Below are 12,772 nucleotides of genomic sequence, written 5' to 3'. Positions count from 1 at the left end.
TTGATAAGTCGATATATTTTAGATATAAGTAAAAAAGCGCCCTGATTATCAGAGCGCTCTTTTTACTACATAAGGTAGCGTAAATAAATATAAATGTGAGAAATGATTAATGAAACGATCATAATTGGGAAACCGACTTTTAGGAATTCCATGTAACTAAATTTATGTCCTTCGCGGCTCGCAATACCTGCAACGATTACGTTAGCAGAAGCTCCGATTAATGTTCCGTTTCCACCGAGACAAGCACCTAGTGCTAATGCCCACCATAATACATCGATTTGTGCGTCAGATGGTGATAAGCCTAGCCCGACTGCCATATCGTTAATAAGTGGAATCATTGTTGCGACGAATGGGATGTTATCAATTGTTGCAGAGGCGATACCAGATACCCATAAAATAAGGATGGATGCGTAAGAAATATCTCCGCCTGTTATACCAATTACTTTTTGAGCTAACATTTTGATAAGACCGATATCGATAAGTCCTCCAACAAGTACGAATAGCCCTGCGAAGAAGAAGATTGTTACCCACTCTACGCTTGCAAATACTTCTTCAATTTCATGCTCTTTCACACCAATTAACATAAGTACAGTAGCACCAGTTAAGGCAATGATAGCCGCATCAATATGGAAAATAGAATGAGTCATGAAACCTACAATCGTAAGTCCAAGCACCGTTAAAGATTTTTTCATTAATACTGGATCTTTAATGTATTGTTTTTCATCTAAGCTCATTAATTTTTTAACTTGTACAGGATCGGCAATTAATTGTTTACGGTACATGAAGTAAAGTATTGTTGCTGTAACTCCAATAATAATAATTACGATTGGTGCTAGATTCAATAGGAAAGCATTGAAGTCTAAATGCTTATTGGCAGAACCAATCATAATGTTAGGTGGATCACCAATTAATGTTGCCGTTCCCCCAATGTTTGAAAAAATAATTTCAGAAAGTAAATATGGAACAGGATTTACTTGCAGTATGCGCGTAATAGATAAAGTAACTGGAACAACAAGAAGTACAGTTGTAACGTTATCTAAAAATGCGGAGCCAAGCGCGGTAAGTAGGGAAAGGGAAATTAAAATTTTAATTGGATTTCCTTGTGCCCCTTTTGCTGCTTTAATGGCAACGTATTGGAAAACACCTGATTTACTCGTAATGTTCACCAAAATCATCATACCGATGAGTAGCGTAATCGTTCCCCATTCAATATGTTTCGTAAAGGCGTTATGTAAATCGACGACCCCCACAATTACCATGAATGCTGCACCAAGAAGTGCGATGACAGCGCGATTAATTTTTTCAGAAATAATAATGGCATATGTAATTAAAAAGACTGCGATAGCAAAATAATACTGCCAGTTAGCGAGTTCTTGCGTTGTTTCGTGCAAAAATCTCATCTCCTTTCATTCATTTTTCTTAGTGTGTCAAATATTAACTAGATGAAACACACATAACGTCATTATAAAGTAGAAAAACTGCGGATGTAAATGAAAGGAGGGATTTTGTCATATTTTCTGCATAGGTCATTTTTTCTTATTTTTTAAAATATTTGTGGGCATTTGACATATATATAAGATACATCCAATCTGAATATTTAAAATGGAATTAGCATTCGAGCTTGTTCGTGTAGGAGTGTCAAATAGAAAGGAATGATAAAAATGATAAGGAAGGGATCGTATGGATGAACAACGATTTTTATTTTTAGACTTTGAGTTTACGATGCCCCAGCACAGAAAAAAACCAAAAGGATTTTTCCCGGAGATTATTGAGGTAGGACTCGTTTCAGTTGCTGGCTGTAAGGTGGAAGATACGTATTCATCACATGTCAGGCCGAAAACATTTCCTTCTTTAACGGATCGATGTAAGAAGTTTTTAGGAATAAAACAAGAAGTCGTGGATAAAGGGATTTCATTTCCTGAACTCGTTAAGAAGCTTGCGGAATACGAAACGAAATGTAAACCGACAATTGTAACGTGGGGAAATATGGATATGAAAGTGCTGAAGCATAATTGTGAAATGGCAGGGATAGCTTTTCCATTCTTCGGACAGTGTCGTGATTTATCGCTTGAGTATAAGAAGTTTTTTGGAGAAAGAAATCAAACAGGATTATGGAAAGCAATTGAGGCGTACGGAAAAGTAGGGACAGGGAAGCATCATTGTGCGCTTGATGATGCGATGACGACGTACAATATTTTTAAACTAGTAGAAAAAGATAAAGAGTATTTAGTAAAACCAGCACCTCCAACATTAGGAGAACTCGTTGATTTTTCAAAAGTGTTAAAGAAAGTGAGCACACAGTAACGACCAAATTGCACATTATGTAATTTGGTCGTTTTGTTTTTTAAAGTTTGTAGTCTTTCTTTAACTGTTCTAATGTTTCTAGACTACGCTCTGCAAAAGGTGAATCATCTTCAGAAAATGAATTCATTTGGGTTTCTAATGCTAATTTTAGTGACTCGGTATAATCCGGAATTTCTCCTTCATATTTTTTCACCATTTGCTCTGGAATGTTCGTCTGTTCACGGAAAGCTAAAGCGCGTCTTTCATGGAAAAATGGTACGTCAGCTTGTTTTACGTTATGTAAGTCACCTTGCACCGGATGCTTTAAAACAGCTAATACTTTTACGACGTAACTGCCAGGGCGGCTATTTGTAACTTCGCCGATGTATTTGCCAGTTTTATAAATACCAGTAACGATTTCACCAATTTCAAATGTTTCTCTCATATTTTTCACCTCAAGTTTATAGTAAGGAAAGTAGGAGAAGGAGTCAAAGAAATCATTCACTTTCGGAACGCCCCCTTGAGAATATGGATAGGTTCCACTATAATTTAAAGTTATATAACAGAAAATTCTGATGTTTTACAAATCCTATAATAAGGAGTGTTCTATATGATGCCTTTATATTTTCCGGAAGATAAAACAGAATATATTATTCCAGGGATTGTTTGCGTGCTATTTATAATTGGTGCCGTTGCTACGTGGCGTATGTTCATTCGTGTATCAAAACGCGAAGCGGAGCGATTACAGAAAGTTGAAGAAAAACTATTAGCTGAAAAGAAACAGTAACGCATTTTTGTATGTTTCCCTCTATGCTCGGACAATCTAAGGGCAGAATATATTTTGGAGGGAATGGAATGAAGAAACGGCTTTTTTTCAGTTGTTGTTTATTATTTCTGATGGCAGGTTGTGACCAAGGAAAGCCGAAAGAAATTGAAGTGAAATTACATAATGCTTCAGGAGATGAAGTAGGGACTGCGAAAGTAGTGCAGCAAACAAGTGGCGTGAAAATTACGATTAAAGGAGAAGGTTTCACGCCAGGACCACACGGACTACATGTACATGAAATCGGAGAGTGTAAGGCACCTCGTTTTGAATCATCCGGGAATCATTTTAATCCTGATGATAAAAAACATGGTCTTCTTAATCCGAAGGGTGCAGAAAACGGTGATTTACCGAACGTAGTTGCAGATGGTTCTGGGAAGATTAAAGCGGAAATCGATGCACCTCACATCACACTTGAAGAAGGAAAAACGACGATTCATAGAAAAGATGGAGCGTCTATTATTATTACAGAAAACCCTGATGATGGTATGACACAACCGACAGGTAAATCAGGCGATCGAATTGCTTGTGGTGTAATTGTAAAAAAAGCAGCGGATATGAAGAAAAAGTAAAAGCTACCGTGCTGGTAGCTTTTTTTGTGTAGTATAAGTGAAAATATATCAGCGATTATTGGAATATATCGATTGTAACTCAAATTATATCGGCGATTATTAGAATATATTGACCGTAACTTGAAATATATCGACTTACCGATAAAATATGACAAAGGAGTCTGTCCAAGAATGATTAGGGGACAGACTCCTCTATTATTATGAAAACGTATGACGCAGTCTGTTCAAAATTTCTTCTAAAACAGATCGTGGACAGCCGATGTTAATTCGAATATGTTCTTCGCCACCTAACCCGTATTTCTCACCAGGTTCAACGATGATTTTTCCTTTTTCCTCAAGTAATGTAGTACGCTCGTTTTGAGAAAGCTTTAGACGAGAACAATCAATCCATAATAAAAAGCTACCTTCTGGCTTTGTTACGGAAAGAGCAGGTATGTGAGTTTTAATATATTCACAAGCAAATTGAGCATTATCTTCTATATATAATCGAATTTCGTTTAACCAATCATTACATTCTGTATAGGCACTTTGCATCGCTGTGTAGGCAAAGATATTTAACCCGTGGAAGCCTTGTCTATATTGGATAGCTGTAAAGGCGTGACGGAGTTTTTCGTTTGGAATGATAATAATCGAAGCTTGTAATCCAGCGATATTAAATGTTTTACTTGGAGCCATACAAGTGATAGTGCGCTCTGCTAATTCTTCAGATAAGGAAGCGAACGGCGTATGTGTATGGTCTGCATAAATGATATCGGAATGAATTTCATCCGCGACAACGATAACGTCATATTTAGTACATAACAATCCGAGCTGCACAAGTTCCTCTTTCGTCCAAACGCGTCCGATTGGGTTATGAGGGCTACAAAGAAGCATGAGTTTGACACCTTGCTGAAACTGCTTTTCTAAATGCTCAAAGTCTATCACATATGTATCATTTTGTTTCTGTAATGGACTCACGCATAACTGCCTGTTGTTTGTTGTGACCATTTCGAAAAATGGAGGATAAATAGGTGGTTGTACGAGAACGGATTCGTTTTCTTTTGTAAAAGCCTGTATGCTCGTACTAAGAGCTGGAACGATCCCCGCGCTAAAAACAATCCATTCTTTTTGAATGTCCCAGTTATATTGTTTTTTTGTCCAGTTACAAATAATATCTCCAATATTTTCGGGAGGAAGTGTATAGCCGAAAATAGGATGCTCAATACGTTTCTTTAAAGCAGTTTGAATTTGTGTTGGTACTTCAAAATCCATATCAGCAATCCAAGCATGGATAAGTTCTTCGTTTTTATATGTATCCCATTTTATACTATGCGTTCCACGTCGATTGATTGCTTTATGAAATAGTTGCATACGTTTGCCCCCTTCTTCTGTAAAACCAATAAGTTATGAAAGTTCTCTCTCTTCTTATAGAATAGCTGATGTGATAGGATAAAGAAAAGTATTAAAAAGTGAAAAGGCGGGAAGCGAATGGGTACATATGAAAAGATGATAGAGGTTGTGAAGAATTGGGATCCGTTTCAAATGGGACCGGAGTTTTATGAAACAGAAGCGAGCGATGTTGTGAACGTCATAAGTGTGTTTGATGATCCAAAATACATCGCAAAGAAGATTCAACATATATACTTTATGTCTTTTGAGGAAGTACCTGCGCTTGAAAAATGTGAGAAATTAGCTGTGGAATTACTTGTAATAAAAGAAGGCGGAAGCTGTTCATTATAGGCTGTCGGAATTTCCGACGGCCTTTTTTATATTATCCCGCTATTTGCCGGGCAGTAAGACCCCCACCTCAAAATTCAGCAGAAGCAAAGAAGTTAGGTGGGGGCTAATTAAAGTTTCACTTTATTGCGCAGAAAAAGCGATAATTTCTTCATAAACATGTTCAGGCTTTTCTTCAGGTAGTAAATGTCCTGTATTTTCGTAAGAAATAAATTTTGAATTCGGTAAATCTTTGTGTAGACGATGACCTACATGTACAGGGACGACGCGGTCTTTTTCACCCCAAATGAGTAGTGTAGGTGTTTTGATTTTTTGTAATTCAGTTGAAGATAAGTCACCTTCACGGTCTCGTATCATGCGAGTTAAAGCGGGAAATATACGGTCGTCATAAAAAGGAGCGGAGTAACCTTTTTTCATTTCATCGTCAATTAATGAGTGATCATGAACGACATTCATTAAGTTATGAACAATACCGCGTCTAATAATCCAGTTCTTTACGTATAAATGAAAGAACGGTAAATAAGAAGAGTATAGTAAAGGTAAGGTTGCGCGTGCTAAATAGCTAGAGCTGCATAGTAAAATCGTTTTTGAAATGAGTTCAGGACGTATACGGTTTACATAGAGAGAAATTTGCCCACCCATAGAGTGCCCAACTAATACAATGTTTGAGAGAGATAAATGTTCAATTAAATCAATAATAATCGTTGCTAAATTGTGATAAGAATACTTAAACAGATGAGACTTATCACTTTTTCCGAACGGTGGTAAATCAAGAGCAATCACTGTTCCTGCTTTCGATAGTAAGGGAATGAGACGACGGTAACTGAATGAGGAAGATAAAAAGCCGTGAACGAGTACGAAAGTAGGATGTTCTGTTTTGTTATCGTGTTCATACAATTCGTAATGAATAGTAGTGCCGCGAGTGGAAAAAGTGAAATAAGGACAAGTATATTCGTGATTCATTTTTTGTCACTCCATTGATTTTTGTTCATATCATCTCCAAGGAAGAAGAAAATATGTTAACAAAAAAAGGCAAGATGACGACGTCATCTTGCCTTTCGTTTATTCAGTATTACCCGCGAACAATATTAGGCGGTGTTTTTCCTTGTAATCCTGCAACTAAATTTTCAGCGGCGGTCATAGCCATTTGCTGCCTAGTTTTTAATGTTGCAGATCCGATGTGTGGTAAAGTTACAACATTTTGTAATGATAAGAGTGGATTATCTTTTTGAATCGGCTCTTGTGTAAATGTATCGATACCTGCTGCAAAGATTTTCTTTTCTGTTAAAGCATGGATTAACGCTTCTTCATCTACTGTTTTCCCGCGAGAAGCATTAATGAAGATTGCTGTTTCTTTCATTAATGAAAATTCCTTTTCTCCAATAAGGTGATATGTTTCATCTGTTAATGGAGTAAGAAGAACAATAAAGTCAGACTGCTTCAGTAGCGTTTGTAAATCACAATATGTAGCATCGAATTTTTGTTCAGCTTCTTCTTTACGACGGCGGTTATAGTAAAGAACATTCATATCAAATCCGAATTTTGCTCGTTTTGCAACGGCTTCTCCAATTCGGCCCATACCGATAATACCAATTGTGCTATGGTGTACATCTAGTCCGAAGTGTTCTTTTCCGATTTCAGCGTTCCATTCACCATTTTTCACGTAAGAATCGAGTTCGCAAACGCGGCGCCCAGCTGATAGCATAAGGGCGAAAACGAGATCAGCTACTGTATCATCTAATACGTATGGTGTATTCGTTCCGATAACATTTCGGTTTTTCATCGCTTGTAAATCAAAATTATCGTAACCGACAGAAATGTTGCTCACTACTTTTAAGTTAGGAGCCACTGTCAGTAATTCTTCATTAATAGCAGATCCGAAATTTAATAACCCATCTTTATCTTGTATTTTCTCTAATAGAACATCACGAGGTACTTTCTCATTTTGATCCCATTTTTCATAATCACAGTGTTCTGATAAATAGTTTTCTACAAATGTTGGAACTGGTTCAGCAATATAAACTTTTGGTTTCACGGTTCCATCCCCTTTCGCTTTATCACGCATTTTTCCGCTGATTAAAGTTTCACTTTATTTTGACATAATTCAATAGAAAAATCTTCTTTTCAAACTGGAAAGGGTATTTGTATAATTTAAACACAAACGAAAAGGAAGGATGATTTATATGGTGACAGAAAAAGAATTAGAATTATTAGCTTGTCTTGAAAAGAGTAGTCGATTATCTGTAGATACATTAGCGAAGCTGTTAAATATAGAGTTAGAAGAAGTAAAGAAGATGGTTGCGAGGTTAGAAAATGAAAAGATTATTGTGGATTATGTAACACATATTGATTGGACGAAGGTGAAAGAACATACAGGTTTAACGGCAATGATCGATGTGAAAGTTACGCCAAAGCATGGCGTTGGGTTTGATGCGGTTGCTGAACAAATTTATCGTTATTCAGAAGTGAAATCCGTTTATTTAATGTCAGGGACATATGATCTTTCTATTACATTAGAAGGGAAAACGATGGGAGAAGTAGCGATGTTTGTTTCTGAGAAATTAGCAACAATTGAATCTGTTGTTTCTACAACTACTCATTTCATTTTGAAGAAGTATAAACATGAGGGTGTTATTTATGAAAAAGACGATGATGATAAGCGAATTGTGGTGACACCATGAAGCAATTTGAACTATCTAGATCAGCAGAATCTTTAAAACCATCTGGTATTCGAAAATTTTTTGATTTAGCAGCAAATATGAAAGGTGTTATTTCCCTCGGGGTAGGAGAGCCGGATTTTGTTACACCTTGGAATGTAAGGCAAGCATGTATTCGTTCTTTGGAACAAGGGTATACGTCATATACAGCAAATGCAGGATTATTGGAGCTCCGTCAAGAAATAGCAAAGTATCTAAAAAAACAATTTGCAGTATCTTATGATCCAAGTGATGAAATCATTGTTACAGTTGGAGCGAGCCAGGCGTTAGATGTAGCGATGCGCGCCATTATAAATCCTGATGATGAAGTGCTCATTATTGAACCGAGCTTCGTTTCTTATGCACCACTTGTGACATTAGCTGGAGGAGTTCCGGTTCCTGTGGCGACTACGTTAGAAAACGAGTTTAAAGTACAACCAGAACAAATTGAAGCAGCTATTACAGCGAAAACAAAGGCAATTTTGCTTTGTTCACCAAATAACCCGACAGGTGCAATGCTAAATAAATCCGAGCTTGATGAAATAGCAGTGATTGTTGAGAAGTACAATTTAATCGTATTATCTGATGAAATTTATGCAGAACTTGTATACGACGAAGTATATACAAGTTTCGCCAGTATTAAAAATATGCGTGAGCATACGATTTTAATTTCAGGATTTTCAAAAGGATTTGCGATGACAGGATGGCGCCTCGGTATGATTGCAGCTCCTGTTCAATTTTCAGAATTAATGCTCAAAATCCATCAGTATTCAATGATGTGTGCACCGACGATGTCTCAGTTTGCAGCACTTGAGGCGTTACGCGCAGGGAACGATGAAGTAATTCGAATGAGAGATAGCTATAAGAAGCGTCGTAACTTCATGACGACATCTTTCAATGAAATGGGCTTAACGTGTCATGTGCCGGGCGGAGCATTTTATGTTTTTCCTTCTATATCTTCAACCGGATTATCTTCAGCGGAATTTGCAGAACAGTTATTGTTGGAAGAAAAAGTGGCCGTTGTCCCTGGTAGCGTATTTGGCGAAAGTGGTGAAGGATTTATTCGTTGTTCATATGCGACGTCGCTTGAACAACTTATGGAAGCGATGAAGAGAATGGAACGATTTGTAGAAAATAAAAAAAGGACAAAACGTAATACGTTTTGTCCATAAAAGGGGGGGAATACTAGAAAGCCATGTGTTAGTAGTCTATCCCAATATTGGAGAATTATACTTCTTTAAGGGAAATTTTTCATGAATTTTGAATGAGTTCTGTCATAGTGGTATAATTTACTAATATAAGGTATACGCATTCTAGATATCATTATCTAGAATGCGTACTAACCAATCGGATATTTAAAATAAATATATCTGCTTTGCTCTCTATAATTGTAGAGAGAATGGTAAACGTATGGGAGTGTTTCATATGTCAGAACAATATACAACAGGAGTGGTTGTAACAGGGAAAGTGACTGGAATTCAAGATTACGGTGCATTTGTAGCGTTAGATGCAGAAACACAAGGACTTGTGCATATATCTGAAATTACAAATGGATATGTAAAGGATATTCATGACTTTTTAAAAGTCGGCGATACAGTAGAAGTAAAGGTACTTTCAATTGATGAAGAGCACAGAAAAATGAGTTTATCGTTAAAAGCGGCGAAAAGAAAACAAGGAAGGATTCTTATACCGAACCCATCTGAAAACGGATTTAATACGCTGCGAGAAAAGTTGGCAGAATGGATTGAAGAGTCCGAGTTAACAAAGTAAAAGAGGAACGCATATGAGCGTTCCTCTTTTACTTTATCTTATGATATATATTTGCAAATATGATTGCATGCAATCATATTCGTATGTCGGAGGTGAAAGGACATACTGATTATCGAATTTCGTTTGTTTCTGGGTGCGTACCAAGATTTTCAGATGGTTTAAACAGTAAACCAAGGTTGATAAGCCCAGATATACCAACGATGCCGTAAATAATACGTGCAAGAGCTGAATTTTGTCCGCCGAAAATGGCTGCTACTAAGTCAAACTGGAAAAATCCGATTAGTCCCCAGTTCACAGCGCCAATTACAGTAAAGACTAATGCGATACGTTGCAAAGTACTCATGAAAAAGCCCCCCTTAATTGTGAAGCATGAGCAAGCGATGAGTTAATTAACTCTTTTATAGAATGGGGTAGTTATGTTGTTTTTATACATAAAAAATGTTCGAAAGATGATGTATATACATCTATACCGAAAAATGCGAATTTTTATGCAAAAAATGAACTTTTTCTAAAAAATATATATTGGTTACGTTTACAATGGTTGAATCGCTTGATTTACAACTTCAGTTTCGCTAAAGTGAATACAGAAATACATATCCATAATTGGAGGGAAAAAGATGAGTACACATGTAACGTTCGACTATTCTAAAGCGTTATCCTTCATCGGTGAACATGAAATCACTTATTTACGTGATGCAGTGAAAGTAACACATCATGCAATCCACGAAAAAACTGGAGCTGGGAACGATTTCCTTGGGTGGGTAGACCTTCCGCTTCAATATGACAAAGAAGAATTCGCTCGCATTCAAAAATGCGCAGAAAAAATTAAAAACGACTCTGACATTTTACTTGTTGTAGGTATTGGTGGTTCTTACCTAGGAGCACGCGCAGCAATCGAAATGTTAAGCCATTCTTTCTACAACACGCTATCTAAAGAACAACGTAAAACTCCACAAGTGCTATTTGTTGGACAAAACATTAGCTCCACTTACATGAAAGATTTAATGGACGTATTAGAAGGTAAAGACTTCTCTATTAACGTTATTTCCAAATCAGGTACAACAACAGAGCCAGCACTAGCATTCCGTATTTTCCGTAAGTTATTAGAAGAGAAGTATGGAAAAGAAGAAGCTCGCAAACGTATTTATGCAACTACAGATAAAGCACGTGGTGCATTAAAAACATTAGCTGATAACGAAGGTTACGAAACATTCGTTATTCCAGATGATGTTGGAGGACGTTTCTCTGTATTAACGCCAGTTGGTTTATTACCAATCGCAGTAAGTGGCTTAAATATTGAAGAGATGATGAAAGGTGCAGCTGCTGGTCATGATGACTTCGGAACATCAGAACTAGAAGAAAACCCAGCTTACCAATACGCAGTAGTTCGTAACGCTTTATACAATAAAGGAAAAACAATTGAAATGCTTGTTAACTATGAGCCAGCACTTCAATACTTCGCTGAGTGGTGGAAACAGTTATTTGGTGAAAGTGAAGGAAAAGATCAAAAAGGTATTTTCCCATCTTCAGCAAACTTCTCAACTGACTTACACTCATTAGGTCAATACGTTCAAGAAGGTCGTCGTGACTTATTTGAAACAGTTCTTAAAGTAGGTAAATCTACACATGAACTAACAATCGAATTAGAAGACAACGATTTAGACGGATTAAACTACCTTGCTGGTGAAACTGTAGACTTCGTAAACACAAAAGCATACGAAGGTACATTACTTGCACATAGCGACGGGGGAGTACCAAATTTAATCGTAAATATTCCTGAATTAAATGAGTACACATTCGGTTACCTTGTATACTTCTTCGAAAAAGCATGTGCGATGAGCGGCTACTTATTAGGCGTAAATCCATTTGACCAACCTGGCGTAGAAGCATACAAGAAAAACATGTTTGCTTTACTTGGTAAACCAGGATTTGAAGAATTAAAAGCAGAATTAGAAGAGCGTTTAAAATAATAAAAAGCGACCGGAATCCGGTCGCTTTTTATTATTTTATCGAAAAGTCCATCAGTATATTCAAACTAGAGTGGGTATGCTAAAGGAAAAGTCTTGGAGGGATGGGCTTGATTCCGATTCAATCAAATTTAGAAGGACGTACATATGCGTTATATAAATTAGAAGAGGTTATGAAACCACTTGGATATAGTATTGGTGGTAATTGGGATTATGATAAAGGATGCTTCGATTACAAAATCGATGAAGAAGATGGGTATCAATTTTTACGAGTGCCGTTTACAGCAGTAGATGGTGAACTAGATGTACCTGGTGTAGTAGTCCGTCTTGAAACGCCGTATATTCTTTCGCACGTATATCAAGACGAACTAGATGATAATGTGAATACTTTAACCGCGGGAACGAGTGGGATGGATCAATTTGCTGAACCGAAAGATCCAGATGCAGAAGTGAAAAGAAAATATATCAATATTGGAAAAGTGCTCATGCGGGAACTAGAAAAACATTTTCTTAATGGTGAATAACAATGAGTACGTCGCTTTCGATAAGAATGAAGGTATGGACTGGGTTAATCATATATTGATCGTCGCGCTTTATACCTAGTAAGAGAATGTTTTGTTTTAAAAGGGTATAGCTACAATTTGCAAAGGTTTGTCCGGTGCAGGACGGAGAAAGCTCCATCAGTTGTAATTTATTATCAGAGATTTCATCGTAAAGTGAGAATAGTACACCTGAAATAGAAGGGAATAAAAGAGAAGCGGTAAATACATAACTCGTTAATTTATTTCCTTCTATAATTTCTGACGCGCCAGCTCTCGTTGCATTTTGAATTTGTTCAGTAGTAAGTAGTTCTGCGATGCAGTGAATGTTTGGATTGAGTCCTTTTGCAGTTAAAATATTTAAAATGGATTGTGTATCTGCTAAGCTTTCGTTCTTTTCTTTATC

16 protein-coding genes (1 of these 16 cut by a window edge) are annotated in these 12,772 nt (G+C 36.9%); 9 read left to right on the top strand and 7 right to left on the bottom strand.

All coding sequences use genetic code 11. From position 1 onward, the window contains the following. Positions 1-65 precede the first annotated feature (65 nt). A complete protein-coding gene (locus tag ACW0JX_RS24025; RefSeq protein WP_000545210.1) occupies positions 66-1,391 on the bottom strand; it encodes an ArsB/NhaD family transporter in 1,326 nt (441 codons plus the stop codon). A gap of 289 nt (positions 1,392-1,680) precedes the next feature. Here ACW0JX_RS24025 and kapD point away from each other — a divergent pair, with 289 nt between their 5' ends. Further along, positions 1,681-2,304, top strand: coding sequence for a 3'-5' exonuclease KapD (gene kapD / locus ACW0JX_RS24020; RefSeq protein WP_000344356.1), 624 nt, complete (start codon positions 1,681-1,683; stop codon positions 2,302-2,304). Between the two features lie 40 nt (positions 2,305-2,344). Here the strand turns inward: kapD and ACW0JX_RS24015 are convergent, their stop codons facing one another. After that, complete coding sequence (locus tag ACW0JX_RS24015; RefSeq protein ID WP_001209343.1) at positions 2,345-2,728, bottom strand: kinase-associated lipoprotein B; 384 nt, start codon at positions 2,726-2,728, stop codon at positions 2,345-2,347. Positions 2,729-2,893: 165 nt separating this feature from the next. Between ACW0JX_RS24015 and ACW0JX_RS24010 the strand changes: the two genes are divergently transcribed. Together ACW0JX_RS24010 and sodC are read left to right on the top strand one after the other, a co-directional pair. Further along, positions 2,894-3,070 (top strand): hypothetical protein, encoded by a 177-nt coding sequence (locus ACW0JX_RS24010; RefSeq protein ID WP_000982763.1) that lies wholly within the window; start codon positions 2,894-2,896, stop codon positions 3,068-3,070. A gap of 68 nt (positions 3,071-3,138) precedes the next feature. Then, positions 3,139-3,678 carry a superoxide dismutase [Cu-Zn] gene (sodC, locus tag ACW0JX_RS24005; protein ID WP_023523265.1) on the top strand — a complete coding sequence of 180 codons (540 nt, stop codon included), beginning with the start codon at positions 3,139-3,141 and terminating at the stop codon, positions 3,676-3,678. A gap of 198 nt (positions 3,679-3,876) precedes the next feature. On the opposite strand, the gene ACW0JX_RS24000 is transcribed toward sodC, so the two are convergent. Beyond that, positions 3,877-5,028 (bottom strand): PatB family C-S lyase, encoded by a 1,152-nt coding sequence (locus tag ACW0JX_RS24000; RefSeq protein ID WP_200458878.1) that lies wholly within the window; start codon positions 5,026-5,028, stop codon positions 3,877-3,879. A 117-nt stretch (positions 5,029-5,145) separates the two neighbouring features. Between ACW0JX_RS24000 and ACW0JX_RS23995 the strand changes: the two genes are divergently transcribed. After that, positions 5,146-5,397 carry a YugE family protein gene (locus tag ACW0JX_RS23995; protein WP_000537641.1) on the top strand — a complete coding sequence of 84 codons (252 nt, stop codon included), beginning with the start codon at positions 5,146-5,148 and terminating at the stop codon, positions 5,395-5,397. A gap of 120 nt (positions 5,398-5,517) precedes the next feature. On the opposite strand, the gene ACW0JX_RS23990 is transcribed toward ACW0JX_RS23995, so the two are convergent. Beyond that, positions 5,518-6,357 (bottom strand): alpha/beta fold hydrolase, encoded by an 840-nt coding sequence (locus tag ACW0JX_RS23990; RefSeq protein WP_459245131.1) that lies wholly within the window; start codon positions 6,355-6,357, stop codon positions 5,518-5,520. A gap of 109 nt (positions 6,358-6,466) precedes the next feature. After that, positions 6,467-7,459: a 2-hydroxyacid dehydrogenase gene (locus tag ACW0JX_RS23985; RefSeq protein WP_002094180.1), complete on the bottom strand. Its 993-nt coding sequence runs from the start codon at positions 7,457-7,459 to the stop codon at positions 6,467-6,469. A 118-nt stretch (positions 7,460-7,577) separates the two neighbouring features. Between ACW0JX_RS23985 and ACW0JX_RS23980 the strand changes: the two genes are divergently transcribed. The 3 genes from ACW0JX_RS23980 (at position 7,578) to yugI (ending at position 9,860) form a co-directional block, all read left to right on the top strand. Then, a complete protein-coding gene (locus ACW0JX_RS23980) occupies positions 7,578-8,075 on the top strand; it encodes an Lrp/AsnC family transcriptional regulator (protein WP_459245130.1) in 498 nt (165 codons plus the stop codon). Continuing rightward, positions 8,072-9,262, top strand: coding sequence for an aminotransferase (locus tag ACW0JX_RS23975; RefSeq protein ID WP_000808528.1), 1,191 nt, complete (start codon positions 8,072-8,074; stop codon positions 9,260-9,262). Before ACW0JX_RS23980 ends, ACW0JX_RS23975 begins: the two co-directional genes overlap by 4 nt. Positions 9,263-9,515: 253 nt before the next feature. Then, the gene (gene yugI, locus ACW0JX_RS23970) at positions 9,516-9,860 is read left to right on the top strand and encodes a S1 domain-containing post-transcriptional regulator GSP13 (RefSeq protein WP_000003764.1); all 345 of its coding nucleotides are present in this window, start codon (positions 9,516-9,518) and stop codon (positions 9,858-9,860) included. A gap of 109 nt (positions 9,861-9,969) precedes the next feature. On the opposite strand, the gene ACW0JX_RS23965 is transcribed toward yugI, so the two are convergent. Next, entirely contained in the window at positions 9,970-10,203 is a 234-nt protein-coding gene (locus ACW0JX_RS23965) for a DUF378 domain-containing protein (RefSeq protein ID WP_000105788.1), read from the bottom strand. Positions 10,204-10,477: 274 nt separating this feature from the next. On the opposite strand from ACW0JX_RS23965, the gene ACW0JX_RS23960 reads away from it, so the two are divergent. Both ACW0JX_RS23960 and ACW0JX_RS23955 read left to right on the top strand, forming a co-directional pair. Next, entirely contained in the window at positions 10,478-11,830 is a 1,353-nt protein-coding gene (locus ACW0JX_RS23960) for a glucose-6-phosphate isomerase (RefSeq protein WP_000103664.1), read from the top strand. A gap of 107 nt (positions 11,831-11,937) precedes the next feature. Further along, complete coding sequence (locus ACW0JX_RS23955) at positions 11,938-12,351, top strand: YugN-like family protein (RefSeq protein WP_000612347.1); 414 nt, start codon at positions 11,938-11,940, stop codon at positions 12,349-12,351. On the opposite strand, the gene ACW0JX_RS23950 is transcribed toward ACW0JX_RS23955, so the two are convergent. Next, positions 12,338-12,772, bottom strand: partial view of a potassium channel family protein gene (locus ACW0JX_RS23950; protein ID WP_459245129.1) — the 3' end only. The gene runs 561 nt beyond the window's last position; only the last 435 of its 996 coding nucleotides appear in the window; its start codon lies off the right edge, out of view; the stop codon is at positions 12,338-12,340. The two genes, ACW0JX_RS23955 and ACW0JX_RS23950, sit on opposite strands and share 14 nt — an antisense overlap.

It is taken from the genome of Bacillus sp. C-3-6 (assembly GCF_054509685.1).
The sequence above is the reverse complement of the archived record's forward strand: the minus strand, read 5'-3'. Positions and strand labels throughout refer to the sequence as shown.